Raw genomic sequence first — 17,089 nt, 5'->3', positions numbered from 1 at the left:
GCGCCCTCCTTACAGTGCCGATTCCTCGTCGTCGCCAGGTGCGGCGGCCGGCCGGACCGGTGCCGTGTCTTCCGACTCCTCGAGGCGCTCGACGCGTTGTTGCAGGCGGTCGCGCAGCGTGATGACGATCTGCTCGAAAATGTCCGGCAGCTCGTAACGCAGCACCCAGGCGGTTTCCATCCAGTCGTGGTCGCCGATGTCGGCGCGCGACACCTTGGGCCGCGAACCGGTGATCGAGTTGCCTTCGTGCAGGGCTTCGTCAATTTCGCCGATTTTTTCGTTGAGCCAGGAAATCGAGCGCGCGGCATGTCCGCCATCCCAGTCGAACTCTTCGGAGAACTGGCCGGAGATGGCGAAATCGAGCAATTCGTCGTCGCGCTCGGCAAAGTAGTCGGCGAGGACCTGGTAACCGCCGTCGCTCTCGCCGATCGCCTCGAGGTACTCGGCGGTCATGTCGATGTCGCGGTAGAGCACGGCATTCATCATGCCGTGCAAGGCGGCGTGGGTCTGGTCGCGGTAGCGCGTTTCGAGCACGACGGCGCGCGCGAACTGCTCGGGCGTCACCAGCATGTTCACCACCGTCTGCTTGGAGCCGTCGAAGCTGCGCATGATGGCGAGCAGGTCCTTGGGCGGCACTTCGTTGAGGACGGTGACCAGCGCTTCGTCGCCATCGGAATCAGCAATCGCGGTGAGTGCCGTTTCGGCGCCCTTGATGTCGCCGGCGAGAATGAGTTGGGATGTCTTGAGTACGACCGGATGTGTCATGTCATGCCTTATCGGGAAATTCGGTTGCGGTATGCAGCAGCTCAGGACTTGGCGGAGTCGAAGCCCTGGTCGGCCAGCCAGTCGTCGCCGGCCTCGCCCAGGTCGCGGTCGTCATCGTCGCCATCCTCGTCTTCGCCGCGTTCGCGACGCTCGCCGTCCTCGTCATCCTCGGCCGCTGCAGCAGGCGCCGCGGTGTCGAACTTGCGGACATACTCAAGGCAGGCGGCCGTGACCATGAATTCCTCGCCGGCGCCCTCGCCGAGCACGGCATCGGCCAGCGGCTGTGCCCAGCCCTCGAGCTTGACGAAGGCGGAGAGGCGGTCCCAGGTCGGAAAATCGCCGTCATCCGGCTCGCACTGCACGGCTGCTGCCATCGCCTTCGGGTTGGTGAAGGCAAAGCCGTCGTAGAAGACCGGCACGACCATCTCGGGCGCGAATTCGATCATCGCCAGCAGGCTGTGCAATTCCTGGCGTTTTTCGGCGAGGCGGGCCTTGAGGGCCGACTTGCCTTCCGAATCGCTGAGCAGGTCCTGGATCTCGGCATCGTAGGACGAAGAAAGCTCGGAAAAATAATATGACTGCTTCACTTTTGCATGTTTCCTAAATAGTTGCTCCAGATTTCCCGCGCCACGGCGAGCGGGTCGTCGATCAGGCTGGAGCGGCGCGTCTCGTCGTAGGCCTTGCGGCGCTCAACGTCGGCCAGGGTTTCGTAGGCTTCCTGCACGGCCCGGAATTTCCCCGCCGCATCCGCATCGGGATTGCGGTCCGGGTGAAACTGCGCGGCCTTGCGCCGGTAAGCCGTCTTGATCAGCTCATGGCTGGCATCCGGCGCGACGCCGAGTAATCCGTAATAGTCTTTCATGGGGTCTTTAACAGAGAGTATTACTGGTCGGCATGGCCGTCATTTCGCCGCCGCAAGCAGCCATCCGGCCACCTGCGGGCAAGGCAAAATCGCCTGTTTCGACATGTCGACCGTCAGCCCAGTGCAGCAGTTGCTGCGGCGGGCAAAAATCGGTTCGGGTCGGCTCATCCCGTGATTTTACGATAGACCGGCCCCGGCTCGGAAAATCAATGGCGAATAGCGACAAAACAGCCAGCGCCAAACCTGATCGGCTTCCTGTTTTGCCACAAAGAAACTCCACGCGAGAAAAGCCGGGACAGTATATTCTCCCCGCCACCGAGCAATTGCCCTTCCATCATGCCCAGAAGACGCCCAAAGAAAAAACCCCGGCTGCAGTATCAATCGATTGGCCCCTTGCCAGCCAAATTCGGCAGCCGGTTTGCCGGCCACATTCTGGTCTTTTCCGACGCCAGCGAAAAACGCCATGGCGGCCAGGCGGCCGTGATCTTTGCCGATACAGACGAGGAGCCGCAGATCAACAGCCGCACAACACCGCTGATCGGCAGCAATGAACAGGAACTGCAGGCCGCCCTCTTCGCCCTGCATCATGCCGGGGCCGACTTTCCCGGCAAGCCGCTCGCCCTGTTCTGCGACAATCTCGATACGGTCAACCGCCTGCAACAGGCAAAAATGCACGGCCTTGGCGAAGATCCCGAACTGGCGCAAATGCTGGCCGAGCAGCAGATCATTGGCGGCGTCCTGGAAAACACGGTAATCACCTGGATCAAGGCCCATGCCACCTGCCGCGGCAACACGCTGGCCGATCATCATGCCGCCCTCGCTGCGGCCTGATCAACACGCAATGCGTTATGCCGCCCTGCTGTTGATTGCCCTCTCCGGACCGCTCCTCGCCGACGAATGCGAGCAATTGCCGATGCCTTCAGTGACATTCAAGCGCATCGAAGTGGCGATCACGCAAAACACCCGCTACAGCTACAAGAGCCTGACCAATATCGGCGCCAGCCAGACCCGACCGGGCCAGGTCGTACTTGGCCTGACCCGCGGCAACGCGGTCGTCAAATTCGCCACCGCCACGCCCGCCATCATCGACAAAAGCGGGCGCTGGGAATGCATCAGCCCGCAAATCACCATCAGCATCGGCTTTGCTCCCATGGTCCTCTACGTGGCCAGGGAGTTTCCCGCCGGCAGCTGCGCCTACGGCGAGATCTACGAACATGAACTTCGCCATGTCAAAACCTACCAGGCCCACATCGGCGAAATCGAAAAGGACCTGCTCGCCACGCTGAATAGCCGCTTTGCCACTGGCGGACCGTGGCGCGGCCCGGTCGGGCAGAAACGTGCACAACTGCTGCAGGAACTCGACGAACGCTGGCTCCCTTACATCGAACGCCGCATCGCAAGCGTTGACGCGGCCCAGGCCCTGATCGACACGCCGGAAGAGTACGAGCGGATTGCTAATGCCTGTAACGGTGAAATCCGGAAAGCCATCACCAAGCCATAATCAGGCAATGCAAACCGCTACACAGAAATAACATCTCCGGTTAACAATTCGATAATCATATCGATATAAACTGGCGGGCAATGAAATTCATGTGAAAGGCATAGCATGCATCCCGCCAGCAATCGAATCACCCCGCCAGACACCGAAGACCTTGCTCACTACGCCCGCACCGTTGCCGGCATGCACAAGGCACTGCATCGCATCTTTGCCAACAAGAAGGCGATCAGCGACAGCCTGTTACGCACCGCGGCCGCGCTGCGCACGATATCGGCGAGCAATGCCGGCAAGAATTCAGCATCATCCCAGCCACCTTCCTGCTGAACCGGCAGGCAAGCGCTGAAAAGCCGAACAAACAAAAAGCCGGGTCGCCCCGGCTTTCTTCATTCCCTTCGGTAATCCGGAAAGGGTCTAGCGCTCAGCCATGGTCAGCGGAGCGAGGTCGGACCGGCACAAGCCGGCCAAATCTGCGACAACACGGTTGATCCCGTTGCCCAACAACCACCAGACGCCGCCATAAGGCTGGATCGTCACACCGTGATCGGCGCAGAGCTTTACTGCCTTTTCACGCAACTGCTCGATTTGATTATTCATATATTCCTCTTGTAAGCCAGCCCACTTTAGCAGTCTGGCATTACATTTTTATTAAAAACCATGTCATCCTGAATCCCTGTTCAACGAGAACAAGGACGACATCGGCATACTACCTGACAAACGCACGCAACTCCCGCGCAATCGGGAAAAGCCGCGCTGGCAGGGCAAGAAAAAGTGGGGATAGAAACGTCGGGCTGGCCGCTATGCCATGCTCGACAGCGCGTTACGGAAATCGTCATCTTCCGTCGCGCCTGAAATATGACCACGCATCACTTCGACTTCGGAGAGGTAGCCCAAACTCCGGAACAAGCCGGACCAATGCTCGGCATCTTCGGACGATGCCAGCCATGGTCCAGCCTCCTTGACCCATTTACCACGATGATCAAGGCACTTTGTAACTACCCGATACACAACCTGGTACCCCAACGATCTGAACAAGCAGCCATTCGGACAACCGCTCCACTTGCACACCCAGTTTCAGGCGACAAAAATGAATTGCCGGCAAGCCGTAATCAGTCCAATCGAAAAATTCACCAGTACAGGTTTCACAACTGCATGAAACGCTTTATTGGTGCCCGGGACGGGAATCGAACCCGTACAGCCATAAGCCGAGAGATTTTAAGTCTCTTGTGTCTACCAATTTCACCACCCGGGCGGTTTGCCAATTATATCGGCCCCCGAATGCAAAAGAGGGAAAGCGAAAATCGCTTTCCCTCTTTTCATCTGGAGCGGCAGAAGAGTCTCGAACTCTCGACCTATACCTTGGCAAGGTATCGCTCTACCAACTGAGCTACTGCCGCAAAACCCTGGAGGCGCGAGCCGGAGTCGAACCGACCTACACGGATTTGCAATCCGGTGCATAACCGCTTTGCTATCGCGCCTAACCGATACATCTTTACTGCTGAACAAAGCTGCGCTTTGCCCTGGAAAACTGGAGCGGCAGAAGAGTCTCGAACTCTCGACCTATACCTTGGCAAGGTATCGCTCTACCAACTGAGCTACTGCCGCGTCAAACAGAGCGCGCATTATAGACGATTCGCAGGCCCTGTCAACATCTTCAGCTTATTTTTCTGCACTGCGTTTGGCAATTTCCGGCCAGGCCATGCGCAGGTAGTACCCCATCGACCACAAGGTCAGCAAGGCGGCGATCCAGATCAACCAGTTACCGAGCACCAGAACATCCTGTCCGAACAAGGGAACATGGTACAGCAACAGCGGAATGGCCAGCATCTGGGCTGCCGTCTTGATCTTGCCAAGCATCGAGACGGCAACGCTTTTCGCCGCACCGATCTTGGCCATCCATTCACGCAGGGCGGAAATCGTGATCTCGCGACCGATGATGATGGTCGCGATGATCGCGTCGGTACGACCAAGCTGCACCAGCACGATCAGGGCAGCGGCAACCATCAGCTTGTCGGCAACCGGATCGAGAAAGGCGCCGAAGGCCGAGGTCTGGTTCAGACGCCGGGCCAGGTAGCCGTCCGCCCAATCTGTAAACGCCGCCGCCATGAAAATGAGCGTCGCCGCGACATCACGCTCGTGCATGCTCGCCCAGCCGGCTGGCAGGTAATAGATCGCGATCAGCAGCGGAATCGCCACGATGCGGAGCCAGGTGAGCAGGATGGGCAAATTGAAAGGCATGGGGTTCAATGTAGCGCAGAATAGATTTTATCGGCCAACTCCCGGCTGACACCGGGGACTTCTGCCAGTTGCTCCGCGCTGGCCGCGAGAACGCCGGGCAAGCCACCGAAACGTGCAACCAGTGCCTTGCGTCGGGCCGGACCGATACCGGGCAGGCTTTCCAGCGTTGAAGTCTTGCGCGCCTTGCTGCGCCGGGCGCGATGGCCGGTGATGGCAAAACGGTGGGCTTCGTCGCGGACTTCCTGGATCAGGTGCAGGGCCGGGTGTTCCGGCGGCAATTGTAACGGCTCCCGTCCCTCAGGGAAAATCAGTGTTTCCAGCCCCGGCTTGCGCTCCTCGCCCTTGGCGACGCCGAGCATGGGAATGTGCGTCAATCCGAGATCGGCCAGCGCGGCATAGGCCGAAGCCACCTGCCCCTTGCCGCCATCGATCAAGATCAGGTCGGGCGCCATTCCTTCGCCACTCGCGACCTTGTCGTAACGGCGGCTGACTGCCTGGCGCATCGCGGCGTAATCGTCGCCCGGCGTGATGTCGCGCATGTTGAAACGGCGATAGTCGGAACGCTTCATGCCGTTACCCTGATAGACGACACAGGAGGCGACGGCTGCCTCGCCCATGGTGTGACTGATGTCGAAGCATTCGATGCGCTCGATCGCCTCCGGCAATTGCAAGGCTTCCTGCAGCGCGGCGAGACGTTGCTCCTGCTGCGCCGAGGCCTGATTGCGCGCCAGGATGGCAAGCCGGACGTTCTGGAAAGCCATCTCGATCCAGGCCTTGTGCAATTCCGAGCGCCCTTCCTGGATCGGCACCGGACGCCCGGCCAGTTCGGCCAGCGCACCTTCCAGCTCGCCCTTTTCATCAGCCGGCAAGGCCGGCGAAATGAGCAGGCGGGCCGGCGCCGGGTGCATCGAATAATGCTGGCGGATGAAGGCGGCAATGGCATCGACCGGCGTCGATTCGCCGGCATTGCTCGGAAACAGCGGCCGGTCGCCGAGATGGCGCCCGCCGCGCACCATGGCCAGATTGACGCACAACTGCCCGGCTTCGCGCTGGGCGACGACGATATCGACGTCCTCGCCCTTGCTGCTCGAGACGAACTGCTTTTCCTGCACCTGGTGCAACGACTGGATCTGGTCGCGATAGATCGCCGCCTGCTCGAAGGCAAGGCGCGCCGCCGCTTCTTCCATCGCCTGGTTCAGGCGTTTGGTGACCTCCTGCTGTTTGCCAAGCAGGAACATCGCGGCCAACTGCACATCGGCCGCGTATTCCTCGGGCGCAACCAGATCGACGCACGGACCGCTGCAGCGCTTGATCTGGTAGAGCAGGCAGGGGCGCGAGCGATTGGCGAATACCGTGTCTTCACAGGTGCGCAGGCGGAACATTTTCTGCAACAGGTGAATGCTGTCGCGCACCGCCCAGGACGACGGATAGGGCCCGAAGTAATCGGCCTTGCGATCCGGGTTGCCGCGGTAGAAGCCGAGACGCGGGAAGTCGCCGCGCGTGACGACGATGTAGGGATAGGACTTGTCGTCGCGAAACAGGATGTTGTAGCGCGGCGCCAGCGACTTGATCAGGTTGTTCTCGAGCAGCAGCGCCTCGGCCTCGGTACGCGTCGCGGTCGTCTCGATATGGTCGATCTGGCTGACCATGTGCGCGATGCGCAGGCTGGGCAGGTTTTCCCGGAAATACGAGGTGACCCGCTTCTTGAGGTTTTTCGCCTTGCCGACGTAGAGCACGACGTCGTTGGCATCGAGCATCCGGTACACGCCGGGCAACTCGGTCAAGGAGGCAAGAAAGGCCTTGTGGTCGAAACTCATCGCGGAAAAACTCAGCGCAGATGCGTCAGGATGCCGGCGAACACCGCCTCGAAGCTTTCGCGCGACAGCCGCCCGGTGCGCCAGTTGTAGCCACTGCAGTGGTAGCTATCGACGAGCAGGCGCCCGTCCGGCAACTGATGCGTGACGTTGTGCCCGAAGACGTGTTCCTTGAGTTTGAGGCCGTATGCCCAGAGCAGCGCCTGGTGCGCGACGCCGCCGAGGGCGACGATCACCTGCAGGTTGGGCATGGCGGCGAGTTCGGCCTGGAGATGGCCGTTGCACTGGCGGATCTCGGCGGTCACCGGCTTGTTGGCCGGCGGCAGGCAGCGCACGGCATTGGTGACGCGGCAATCGGTCAACTGCATCAGCGGGTTGGCCCACTTGTCGGCGCCGAGCGGCTCGGCAACGCTGGCAAAACCGAAGCGATGCAGGGCCGGATAAAGCAGTTCGCCGGCGACGTCGCCGCTGAACGGTCGACCGGTGCGATTCGCCCCTTTTTCGCCCGGGCCGAGACCGACCACCAGCAGGCGCGCGGTGAGCGGACCGAAGGCCGGCACTGGCAAGGCATGCCAGTCGGGGTCGCGCTGGCGGATCATGGCGAGGTGCGCAGCAAGGCGCGGACAGGCGACGCAGTCCTGAGGATCTTTGAATTCTGGCATGGCGGGAATGTTAGCATGGCGGCCATGCAGCGAGTCTGGGACATCTTTTGCCGGGTCATCGACAACTACGGCGACATCGGCGTGTGCTGGCGCTTGGCCAGACAACTGGCCGGCGAACACGACATCGCCGTCCGCCTCTGGGTGGATGAACCGGCCAGCCTGCAGGCGCTCTGCCCGGCCCTCGATTGCGCGCAGGAGCGCCAGTTCCTGGATGGCATCGAAATCCGTCACTGGACGGAGCAAGCCAGCTTCGAATCGGTCGGCACGGTGGTCATCGAGGCCTTCGCCTGCGAACTGCCGGCCGACTACGTTCGGACGATGGCCGCCACCGAACCCAGGCCGCACTGGATCAACCTCGAATACCTGAGCGCCGAAAGCTGGGTCGAGGGTTGCCACGGCATGGCGTCACCCCACCCGACGCTGGCGCTGACCAAGCATTTCTTTTTCCCCGGTTTTACGGCGTCGACCGGTGGACTGCTGCGCGAACGCGATTTGCTGGCCCGGCGTACTGCCGCGCAACAAACCCAGGCAAGCAGCCCCGCCCTGCACATCAGCATGTTCTGCTACGACACCGCGCCACTCGGCGAATTGCTCGACCGGATGGCCGCCGCAGCAACGCCTATCATCTGCTACCTGCCGCCCGGCAAACCGCTGGCGGTGGCACAGGCGCATCTCGGCGGCAGCGGCCCCTGGCAAATCGGCCAATTGCGCGTCGAACCGATTCCCTTCCTCAGCCAGGACGATTACGACCGCCTGCTCTGGCGCTGCGACATCAACTTCGTGCGCGGCGAGGATTCCTTCCTGCGCGCCCAGTGGGCCGGCCGCCCCTTCGTCTGGCAGATCTACGCGCAGGAGGAAGACGCCCACCTCGACAAGCTCGACGCCTTCCTGCAGCGGTACACCGCCGATTTTGGCGAAAAACCGGGTGAAGCCGTCACCGCCATGTTCCGCGCCTGGAATACCGGCAAAGATGTCGCCGCCGCCTGGGACGATTTCCTTGCCGCACGCGCCGAAATCGGCGAACAAACCGGACTATGGACGCAAAAGCTCGCCGAACAGCCGGATTTGGCGACGAGGCTCGTCAAATTCTGTTCTCCCAAGGTATAATCTAATGCTTTAATTTTTCAGCTTTTCGGGAATCCCAGAATGAAGACCGCACAGGAACTCCGCTCCGGCAACGTGATCATGGTCGGCGCCGACCCCCTCGTCGTCCAGAAGACCGAGTACAACAAATCCGGCCGCAATGCTGCGGTCGTCAAAATGAAGCTCAAGAACCTGTTGACCGCTGCGGCTTCCGAAGCCGTCTACAAGGCCGACGACAAGTTCGAAGTCGTCATGCTCGACAAGAAGGAAGTGACCTACTCCTACTTCGCCGATCCGATGTACGTGTTCATGGACGCCGACTACGAGCAGTACGAAGTCGAAGCCGAAAACATGACCGACGCGCTGAAGTACCTGGAAGACGGCCTCGCCTGTGAAGTCGTTTTCTACAACGGCAAGGCCATTTCCGTCGAACTGCCGAACAGCGTCGTGCGCGAAGTGATCTACACCGAGCCGGCCGTCAAGGGCGACACCTCGGGCAAGGTCATGAAGCCGGCCAAGCTGGCCACCGGTTTCGAACTGCCGGTTCCGGCCTTCGTCAGCATCGGCGACAAGATCGAAATCGACACCCGCACCGACGAGTACAAGAACCGCGTCAAGTAATCCGCGGCTTTACCGGCAGTGCAAACGGGCAGCTTAGGCTGCCCGCTGTTTTTTGTGGCGCAGAAACCCACCTTGTCGTCAAAGCGACATGTTTTTCTGCCAGAATTCCACCTTCGAACAACAACAATTTCCGGATTCAAGATGACCTATAAAGTCTTTGTCGACGGCCAGGAAGGCACCACCGGCCTGCAGATCAACGAATACCTCGGCAAGCGCGCCGACATCACGCTGCTCAAGATCGATGCCGACAAGCGCAAGGATCTGGCCGAGCGCAAGCGCCTGATCAACGAATCCGACGTCACCTTCCTGTGCCTGCCGGACGATGCAGCCAAGGAGTCGGTCAGCCTCGTCGACAACCCGAATACCTGCGTTATCGACGCGTCGACCGCACACCGGATCAACCCGGACTGGACCTTCGGCCTGCCCGAACTGGCCCCGGACCAGCGCGCCAAGATCCGCGCCAGCAAGCGCATCGCCAACCCGGGCTGCCACGCCTCGGCCTTCATCCTGGCGCTCAAGCCGCTGATCGCCGCCGGCCTGCTGCCGGTCGACACGCAAATTGCGGCACATTCCATCACCGGCTACTCCGGTGGCGGCAAGAAAATGATCGCCGACTACGAGGCAGCCAGCGCCAGCCCGACCGAACTCAAGGCACCGCGCCCCTACGCGCTCGGCCTCGCCCACAAACACCTGCCGGAAATGTGTGCCTACACCGGGTTGACCGTCGAGCCGATCTTCCAGCCCATCGTCGGCCCCTTCTACAAGGGCCTGACCGTGACCGCCTTCCTGCAGCCGCAGCAATTCACCCGCCCGGCAACGCCGGCCGAAGTGCAGAAGATCATCGCCGACTACTACGCCGGCGAAGCCTTCATCAACGTCCAGCCGGTCGACCTCGAGAGCACGACCGAAGGCGGCTTCTACAACGTCGAAGCCAACAATAACAGCAACCGCGTGGACATTGCCGTCTTCGGCAACGCGCAGCGCATGCTGGTCATGGCACGCCTCGACAATCTCGGCAAGGGAGCTTCCGGCGCCGCCGTGCAGGCGATGAACGTGCATCTTGGCGTTGAGGAAAGCCTCGGCCTGGTCTGAGCGCTCGCGCTCCGGAAAACCCGTCGGTCGACGGGTTTTTTTATGCCTTTTTGCCCGCCGATCGGGCGGCCGGGTCGTTAAAATACGCCCTCTTCCGAAAACACCGCCCCGCCATGAATCCTTCTGCCCCCAGCCTCCCCGTCGACCAACTTGCCGAACAGGCCGATCGCGACAGCCAGCGTCTGGCCGCCCGCCTGGCGCAGGAGGTTTTCTCGTCGGTATTCCGCATGGCCTTTTCGACCAGCGAAGAAGAACAGGGCAAGACGCTCGGTGAAGTTACCGCCCATCTGCTCGAATGGAGCCGCAGCGCCGCCAGCCCGGAAGCCGCCACCCTGCGCCTGGCGCTGCTGGTCAGCGGTCTCGACCAGTGGGGCCTAGCCTACACGCAGACCTTCAACCTGACCGCGATTCCCGCCCTGAGCGCCCTGCTCGGCGCCCTGCGCAGCCAGCTCGATGCCCGCGCCGATGCATTGTTCCAGGGTTACTTCCAGCAAATCGAGGAAATCGAAACCGATGCCATCGACTTCAAGGTCGATCTGCGGCGCGGCATCCATCTGGCGATCTGGCACGCACTGATTGCCTGCGAAACCGCCGATGAGGCACAGGCCATCGCGCAGGTGCTGGGCAGCCTGATGCTGACCCTGAACCAGCGCATGCCGGCCCTCGGCTGGCGCCTGCTCGCCGATGCACTGGCCCACATCCAGATTTACCTGCTCGACGACAACGGCAAGATTGGCGACATCGGCCGCCAGGGCACGCAGCAACTGCTCGCGGCACTGAGCAAGGCGCTACCACAGACGACCTACCAGGCCATCCAGCGCCAGAGCAGCCAGGTCATCCTCGGCTGGCAGCAGGCGCGGCGCAGCGGACAACCCTCCTGAGTTTGTAAACTCAGGCGGTCAGCGCGGCGACCTGCGCCAGGGCAGCGAGGTAGGCCGTATCGTCGAGCGCCATCGCCGGCTGCTGCGGCAGCAGCTTGCCGACCCGCTGCCCACGCCGGGCATCGACTTGCGGCTGCCAGTTGTCGAGCACCAGGGCGACTGAATCCGGCGCATTGCAGACGAGCAGCATGTCGCAGCCGGCGGCATAGGCGGTCTGCACCCGGGCCAGCATGTCGCCAACCACGCCGGCACCAGCCATCGACAAATCGTCGGTAAAAACCACGCCATCAAACTTGATGTCATTTCTCAAGTAATCAATCCATTTACTTGAAAATACAGCAGTATTGCAATCAAAACACTCGTAGATAACGTGCGCCGCCATGACCGCATCGAGCGCCAGACGCCGATACGGCAGCAGGTCTTCCTGCATCGCATCCAGTGCCCGGTCATCGATCGGCAACTCGACATGCGAGTCGGGAATCACGTAGCCATGCCCCGGATAATGCTTGCCGCAATTGCCCATGCCGGCAGCGTGCAGACCTTCGCCAAGTGCCGCAGCAAGCGCGATCACGGTTTCCGGATCGCGATGGAAGGCACGATCGCCGATCACCCGCGACGGGCCGTAATCGAGATCGAGCACCGGTGTGAAGGAATAATCGACGCCACAGGCGCGCAGCTCCGCCGCCAGCACCAGACCGACCGCGCGGGTCGCCGCCAGGCCGGCGGCGGCATCGCGCTGGTACAACTCGCCCAGCGTGCGCATCGCCGGCAGGCGCGTGAAACCGTCACGGAAACGCTGCACCCGCCCGCCTTCGTGATCAACCGCGATGAGCAGGCGCGGCTCGCGCAGCGCGTGGATTTCGGCCGTCAGCGCGGTCAACTGCTCGCGCGAGGCAAAATTGCGCGAAAACAGGATGATGCCGCCGACCAGCGGGTGACAGAGTCGCTCACGGTCGAGGTCGGTCAGCGTCTGACCGGCAATGTCTATCATCAGCGGACCATAGGGCAAGGCGCTCATGCGTGCTCCAGAATAACGTAGGCGACGGCGTACTCGGCTTCGTCGCTGATCGAGAGATGGGCCTTGAGGCCGCGGTTTTGCATCATTTCGGCGAGTTGACCGGTAAACAGCAGGGACGGCTTGCCGAGTTCATCGTGCCCGACCGCGATCGCCGGCAATACGGCCGGCGGGCTGATGCCGGTGCCGAGCGCCTTGCCGAAGGCTTCCTTGGCGGCAAAGCGCTTGGCGAGAAAGCGCCCCTTGTCGGCGGCGCGGGCAAAGTCGTCAAGCTCTTGCGGCGCCAGCAGCTTTTCCAGCGCCCGCTCGCCATGGCGTTCCCACATGCCGCGCAGGCGGGCCACCGCGGCGATGTCGGTGCCGATGCCGAAGATCATTCGCCCTGCCCAGCCGCTTCGCGCATCAGCTGCTTCATTTCACGGACCGCTTCGCGCAGGCCGACGAAGACCGAGCGGCTGACGATGGCGTGGCCGATGTGCAGTTCGCGCACGCCGGCCAGACGCGCCACTGGCTGCACGTTGTAGTAGTTGAGCGCATGCCCGGCGTTGAAGCGCATGCCCAGCCCGCGGATCGCCTCGCCGGCAGCGCGAATCTTGGCGAGTTCGGCGAGCACGGCCGGTGCCTCGGCGTCGCGGCCGCGCGCGTGGAAAGCGTGCGCATACGGCCCGGTGTGAATTTCGCAAACGCTGGCGCCGATGCGGGCCGCCGCTTCGATCTGCGGGATCTCGGCATCGATGAAGACGCTGGTCACGATGCCGGCATCGGCCAGACGACTGATCACGTCCTTGAGGCGAGCTTCCTGCGCCAGCACATCGAGGCCGCCTTCGGTCGTCACCTCGTGCCGGCCTTCCGGCACCAGCATCGCCATTTCCGGCTTGAGGGCGCAGGCAATGCCGACCATTTCGTCGGTTGCCGCCATCTCGAGATTGAGCTTGACCTGGGTCAGCTCGCGCAGGCGCCGCACGTCGGCATCCTGGATGTGGCGGCGGTCTTCGCGCAGATGCACGGTGATGCCGTCGGCGCCGCCCAGATGCGCCTCGACGGCGCCCCAGACGGGATCGGGTTCGTAGGTCATGCGCGCCTGGCGCAGGGTGGCAATGTGGTCGATATTGACGCCAAGCTCGATCATAATTCCTGCAACTCCTTGAATATCTTGCGTGTTTCCAGTTCGACACCGGCCAGGTAATAGGCCATCAGGGTGCGCATCAGGGCCTTGGCCTCGCTGCGCGAACGCGGGTCGGAAAAATCCTCGGCCGCCAGGTCGAGCAAAGTCTGCCCGCTGACGGTCTGGGCCGCCGCCTCGGCATGCTCGACGCGCACCGGCCCCTGCTCCATGCGGTAAGTGTAAATGCCTTCCGGCTCGATATGCTGACCCGAGCTGTCGTGCTCCAGGGTCAGGCCGTAGCCGAGTTCCTGCAGCAGGGCCTTCTCGAAGCTGCGCAGATCGGCCTCGCGCCCCTTGCCGGCGGGATCGGCCGCCAACCGGGCGAGCATGTCCGCGTAGCGTTCGAACAGGTGCTCGTGCGCATCCTCGCGCGGCAGCAGGTGCATCAGCAATTCATTGAGGTAATAGCCGCAGAACAGGGCTTCGCCGGAGAGCAGCGGCAGACCGCCTTGCCATTCGGCTTTCATCAGGGTCAGCACTTCGCCCTTGCCGGCCCAGCCCACCTCGATCGGCTGGAAGGCCATCAGCAGGCCGCGGATCGCGGCGCGCGGCCGGCGCGCACCACGGGCAAGCAAAGACATGCGGCCGAAATCGCGGGAAAAGACTTCAACGATGAGACTGGTTTCCCGGAACGGGATGGTGTGCAAAACGAAAGCCGGCTGGGCGTCGACCTTGCTGCGCGGGTTCATTCGTAACCGAGACTCTTCAGCAGGCGTTCGTCATCATTCCAGCCGGATTTGACCTTGACCCAGATCTCCAGATAGACCTTGCCGCCGAACAGGCGCTCCATGTCCTGGCGGGCTTCGCTGGCGATGCGCTTGAGCGAGTCGCCGCCCTTGCCGATGACGATCGCCTTGTGCCCCTCGCGGTCGACGACGATGGCAGCAAAGATGCGGCGCAGGTTGCCTTCCATCTCGTATTTTTCGATTTCAACTGCCGTGGCATAGGGCAACTCGTCGCCGAGCAGACGGAAGACCTTTTCGCGGATGTATTCCGAAGCAAGGAAACGTTCGCTCTTGTCGGTCAGGTCGTCTTCCGGGAACATCAGGCCTTCGTTCGGCAGATACTTGCGCGCGGCCGCCAGCAAGTCTTCGGTCTGGCGCCCCTTGGCGGCACTGATCGGCACTACGGCAGCAAAATCGTAAGCAGCCGATGCCTCGGCGACGAACGGGAATAGCGTCATCCGGTCCTTGATCTGGTCGGTCTTGTTGATGACCAGAATGACCGGCCTGTCCTTCGGCAACAGCTTGATGACCGCCTTGTCCTTGGCATCGAAATGCCCGGCTTCGATGACGAAGAGGACCAGATCGACGTCGGCCAGGGTCTGCGTGACACCGCGGTTCATCGTGCGGTTCAGGGCATTCGAGAACTTGGTCTGGAAACCAGGCGTATCGACGAAGACGAACTGCGAATCGTCGGTGGTGACGATGCCGGTGACGCGGTGCCGCGTTGTCTGCGCCTTGCGCGACACGATACTGATCTTTTCACCGACCAGGCGATTGAGCAGGGTGGACTTGCCGACATTGGGACGGCCAACGATGGCGATATAACCGGAACGGTATGTTTTCATGCCTTGAGTGCTTTCAGTGCGTTATCGGCGGCAACCTGCTCAGCGATGCGGCGGCTGCTGCCGTGACCGATGGTGCGCAAGGGCGGATTATCTATTTCACAGGCCACTTCGAAGCGCTGCTCGTGGGCAGCACCGGTGGTTTCCAGCATCTGGTAACGCGGCAGCGGCTTCTTCTTGCCCTGCAACCATTCCTGCAGGCGCGTCTTGGCGTCCTTCTGCGTCTGCCCCGGCCGCAGCTCATCGAACAAGGGCAGATAGAGGCGCGCAATCACCGCCTGCACTGCCGTGAAGCCGGCGTCGAGATAGATTGCGCCAAACAAGGCTTCCAGGGCATCGGCCAGGATGGAAGGACGCTGGCTACCGCCACTTTTCAGTTCGCCCTCGCCGAGACGCAGACAGTCGCCGACCCCGAGCTCGAGCGCCAGGCGATGCAAGGTATCCTGACGCACGAGATTGGCCCGCAGACGCGACAGGTCACCCTCGGGCAAATCGGCAAAGCGCTTGTAAAGCGCCGAGGCAACGACAAAATTGAGCACGCCGTCGCCAAGAAACTCGAGGCGCTCGTTGTTCGGCGAACCAAAGCTGCGATGCGTCAACGCCGTTTTGAGCAGCGCAGCGTCGGCGAAGTTGTGGCCAAGTTTTTGGGCAAGAGCCAGTGCACTCATCCCCGATTACTCAGCGGTCGACCCTTTGTATTCGATCAAAAGGCTGACATTCCAGAACAGCGGAATGCGTTTTTCATAGGCGAACTCGATGACGATCTTGCCATTGTTCTTCGAGATATCCAGCTGATTGCCGCTGAAAGCAAGCTGGTCGATATTGGCGAAGTTGTCAAAGGACTTGCGGACATCGGCTACCGTCGAGTCAGGACCCATCTTGGCGACAACGGCCTTGCTGTCCTTCAGGATCTTGACGTACTCGATGACGGTCGGCGTCACTTTCATACCAACCACGGCAACCAGCACCAGCACGACACTCCAGAAAAGCAGCCCGGAAAGGGCAACACCACGTTGATATTTCATTTTCAGTCCCTTATCTGAACGAGCCGATCCGGCTCAGGTCGCCGAGATTCAGCCAGATGAAGAAAGCCTTGCCGACGATATTCTCTTCCGGCACAAAACCCCAGGCCCGACTATCCCGGCTGTTGTCGCGATTGTCGCCCATCATGAAGTAATGGCCGGCCGGCACCTTGCAAATAACGCCAGCGGCATTGTATGTGCAATTTTCGCGCTGCGGAAAATGCGCCGCATCGGCAATAAAAGCCGGCGCATCAGCATCATTGAGCACACGATGCTGAACACTACCCATCGTGGCTTGATATTGCTCGGAGAAATACATCCGGTCGCGATGCTCGAAATCCTCGACTTTTTTCATGTCGACCGCCTGGCCGTTGATCGTCAGACGCTTGTTCTGATACGCCACGGTGTCGCCAGGCACGCCGATGACGCGCTTGATGTAGTCGAGCGACGGATCTTCCGGATAACGAAAAACCATGACATCGCCACGCTGCGGATCGTTGATGCTGATGATCTTCTTGTTGATCACCGGCAACCGGATACCGTAGGCGAACTTATTGACCAGAATGTAGTCGCCGACCAGCAGCGTCGGAATCATCGAACCGGAGGGAATCTTGAACGGTTCGAAGAGGAAGGAACGGAGCACGAAAACGAGCAGGATGACCGGGAAGAAGCCGGCGCCCCACTCCACCCAGAGCGGCTCCGGTGCGTTCGGTGCGCGCAATTTGCGGAATTTCAGCACGTCGACCGCATAGAGCGCACCGGTGACGAGGAGCAGAATGAAAAGGATCAGGGGAAAGTTCATCGTTC

General features: G+C 61.3%; 22 protein-coding genes and 4 tRNA genes. 7 read left to right on the top strand and 19 right to left on the bottom strand.

Annotation, left to right across the window (positions count from 1 at the left end; all coding sequences use genetic code 11):
• Nucleotides 1-9 precede the first annotated feature (9 nt).
• Genes KI612_RS09400 through KI612_RS09390 form a run of 3 tightly spaced genes read right to left on the bottom strand, consistent with a single transcriptional unit; the run spans nt 10 to nt 1,627 of the window.
• A complete protein-coding gene (locus KI612_RS09400; RefSeq protein ID WP_226443848.1) occupies nt 10-765 on the bottom strand; it encodes a hypothetical protein in 756 nt (251 codons plus the stop codon).
• Between the two features lie 41 nt (nt 766-806).
• Entirely contained in the window at nt 807-1,352 is a 546-nt protein-coding gene (locus KI612_RS09395) for a hypothetical protein (RefSeq protein ID WP_226443846.1), read from the bottom strand.
• Nucleotides 1,349-1,627 carry a DnaJ domain-containing protein gene (locus KI612_RS09390; protein WP_226443844.1) on the bottom strand — a complete coding sequence of 93 codons (279 nt, stop codon included), beginning with the start codon at nt 1,625-1,627 and terminating at the stop codon, nt 1,349-1,351. Before KI612_RS09390 ends, KI612_RS09395 begins: the two co-directional genes overlap by 4 nt.
• Nucleotides 1,628-2,020: 393 nt before the next feature.
• Here KI612_RS09390 and KI612_RS09385 point away from each other — a divergent pair, with 393 nt between their 5' ends.
• The 3 genes from KI612_RS09385 (at nt 2,021) to KI612_RS09375 (ending at nt 3,449) form a co-directional block, all read left to right on the top strand.
• A complete protein-coding gene (locus KI612_RS09385; RefSeq protein ID WP_226443842.1) occupies nt 2,021-2,458 on the top strand; it encodes an RNase H family protein in 438 nt (145 codons plus the stop codon).
• 10 nt (nt 2,459-2,468) lie between these two features.
• Nucleotides 2,469-3,128, top strand: coding sequence for a hypothetical protein (locus tag KI612_RS09380; protein WP_226443840.1), 660 nt, complete (start codon nt 2,469-2,471; stop codon nt 3,126-3,128).
• Between the two features lie 105 nt (nt 3,129-3,233).
• Complete coding sequence (locus tag KI612_RS09375) at nt 3,234-3,449, top strand: hypothetical protein (protein ID WP_226443838.1); 216 nt, start codon at nt 3,234-3,236, stop codon at nt 3,447-3,449.
• Nucleotides 3,450-3,536: 87 nt separating this feature from the next.
• Here the strand turns inward: KI612_RS09375 and KI612_RS09370 are convergent, their stop codons facing one another.
• The 8 genes from KI612_RS09370 to KI612_RS09335 all read right to left on the bottom strand — a co-directional run bounded on the left by KI612_RS09370 (nt 3,537) and on the right by KI612_RS09335 (nt 7,836).
• Entirely contained in the window at nt 3,537-3,719 is a 183-nt protein-coding gene (locus tag KI612_RS09370) for a hypothetical protein (protein ID WP_226443836.1), read from the bottom strand.
• Between the two features lie 569 nt (nt 3,720-4,288).
• Nucleotides 4,289-4,374, bottom strand: a tRNA-Leu gene (locus KI612_RS09365).
• A 69-nt stretch (nt 4,375-4,443) separates the two neighbouring features.
• A tRNA-Gly gene (locus KI612_RS09360) sits at nt 4,444-4,519 on the bottom strand.
• A 7-nt stretch (nt 4,520-4,526) separates the two neighbouring features.
• Nucleotides 4,527-4,600, bottom strand: a tRNA-Cys gene (locus KI612_RS09355).
• A 51-nt stretch (nt 4,601-4,651) separates the two neighbouring features.
• Nucleotides 4,652-4,727, bottom strand: a tRNA-Gly gene (locus tag KI612_RS09350).
• 54 nt (nt 4,728-4,781) lie between these two features.
• Nucleotides 4,782-5,360, bottom strand: a complete 579-nt coding sequence (gene pgsA, locus KI612_RS09345; protein WP_226443835.1) for a CDP-diacylglycerol--glycerol-3-phosphate 3-phosphatidyltransferase — start codon at nt 5,358-5,360, stop codon at nt 4,782-4,784.
• 5 nt (nt 5,361-5,365) lie between these two features.
• Nucleotides 5,366-7,177, bottom strand: a complete 1,812-nt coding sequence (gene uvrC / locus KI612_RS09340; RefSeq protein WP_226443833.1) for an excinuclease ABC subunit UvrC — start codon at nt 7,175-7,177, stop codon at nt 5,366-5,368.
• An 11-nt stretch (nt 7,178-7,188) separates the two neighbouring features.
• Entirely contained in the window at nt 7,189-7,836 is a 648-nt protein-coding gene (locus KI612_RS09335; protein ID WP_226443831.1) for a uracil-DNA glycosylase, read from the bottom strand.
• A gap of 15 nt (nt 7,837-7,851) precedes the next feature.
• Here KI612_RS09335 and earP point away from each other — a divergent pair, with 15 nt between their 5' ends.
• The 4 genes from earP to KI612_RS09315 all read left to right on the top strand — a co-directional run bounded on the left by earP (nt 7,852) and on the right by KI612_RS09315 (nt 11,513).
• On the top strand, nt 7,852-8,943 hold the full coding sequence (gene earP / locus KI612_RS09330; RefSeq protein ID WP_226443829.1) for an elongation factor P maturation arginine rhamnosyltransferase EarP: 1,092 nt from the start codon (nt 7,852-7,854) through the stop codon (nt 8,941-8,943).
• Between the two features lie 39 nt (nt 8,944-8,982).
• Nucleotides 8,983-9,540 (top strand): elongation factor P, encoded by a 558-nt coding sequence (efp, locus tag KI612_RS09325; protein WP_226443827.1) that lies wholly within the window; start codon nt 8,983-8,985, stop codon nt 9,538-9,540.
• A gap of 141 nt (nt 9,541-9,681) precedes the next feature.
• Entirely contained in the window at nt 9,682-10,632 is a 951-nt protein-coding gene (gene argC, locus KI612_RS09320; protein WP_226443818.1) for an N-acetyl-gamma-glutamyl-phosphate reductase, read from the top strand.
• Between the two features lie 113 nt (nt 10,633-10,745).
• Nucleotides 10,746-11,513 carry a hypothetical protein gene (locus KI612_RS09315; RefSeq protein WP_226443816.1) on the top strand — a complete coding sequence of 256 codons (768 nt, stop codon included), beginning with the start codon at nt 10,746-10,748 and terminating at the stop codon, nt 11,511-11,513.
• A 10-nt stretch (nt 11,514-11,523) separates the two neighbouring features.
• Here KI612_RS09315 and nagZ read toward each other — a convergent pair whose 3' ends face one another.
• From nagZ to lepB, 8 genes are read right to left on the bottom strand one after another with little or no spacing between them, the layout of a single operon-like run.
• On the bottom strand, nt 11,524-12,531 hold the full coding sequence (gene nagZ, locus KI612_RS09310; RefSeq protein WP_226443814.1) for a beta-N-acetylhexosaminidase: 1,008 nt from the start codon (nt 12,529-12,531) through the stop codon (nt 11,524-11,526).
• Entirely contained in the window at nt 12,528-12,905 is a 378-nt protein-coding gene (acpS, locus tag KI612_RS09305; RefSeq protein WP_226443805.1) for a holo-ACP synthase, read from the bottom strand. The genes nagZ and acpS overlap by 4 nt, the downstream gene beginning before the upstream one ends.
• Nucleotides 12,902-13,657, bottom strand: a complete 756-nt coding sequence (locus KI612_RS09300) for a pyridoxine 5'-phosphate synthase (protein WP_226443803.1) — start codon at nt 13,655-13,657, stop codon at nt 12,902-12,904. The genes acpS and KI612_RS09300 overlap by 4 nt, the downstream gene beginning before the upstream one ends.
• Nucleotides 13,654-14,382 carry a DNA repair protein RecO gene (recO, locus tag KI612_RS09295; protein ID WP_226443801.1) on the bottom strand — a complete coding sequence of 243 codons (729 nt, stop codon included), beginning with the start codon at nt 14,380-14,382 and terminating at the stop codon, nt 13,654-13,656. Before recO ends, KI612_RS09300 begins: the two co-directional genes overlap by 4 nt.
• Nucleotides 14,379-15,263 (bottom strand): GTPase Era, encoded by an 885-nt coding sequence (gene era, locus KI612_RS09290; RefSeq protein WP_226443799.1) that lies wholly within the window; start codon nt 15,261-15,263, stop codon nt 14,379-14,381. Before era ends, recO begins: the two co-directional genes overlap by 4 nt.
• Entirely contained in the window at nt 15,260-15,928 is a 669-nt protein-coding gene (gene rnc / locus KI612_RS09285) for a ribonuclease III (RefSeq protein WP_226443797.1), read from the bottom strand. The genes era and rnc overlap by 4 nt, the downstream gene beginning before the upstream one ends.
• A gap of 6 nt (nt 15,929-15,934) precedes the next feature.
• On the bottom strand, nt 15,935-16,285 hold the full coding sequence (locus KI612_RS09280) for a DUF4845 domain-containing protein (protein WP_226443795.1): 351 nt from the start codon (nt 16,283-16,285) through the stop codon (nt 15,935-15,937).
• Between the two features lie 10 nt (nt 16,286-16,295).
• Nucleotides 16,296-17,084, bottom strand: coding sequence for a signal peptidase I (gene lepB, locus KI612_RS09275; protein WP_226443793.1), 789 nt, complete (start codon nt 17,082-17,084; stop codon nt 16,296-16,298).
• Nucleotides 17,085-17,089 lie beyond the last annotated feature (5 nt).

It is taken from the genome of Quatrionicoccus australiensis (assembly GCF_020510525.1).
In the GTDB taxonomy this organism is placed as follows: Bacteria; Pseudomonadota; Gammaproteobacteria; order Burkholderiales; family Rhodocyclaceae; genus Azonexus; species Azonexus australiensis_B.
This window is presented reverse-complemented; position numbering and strand designations above follow the sequence as displayed.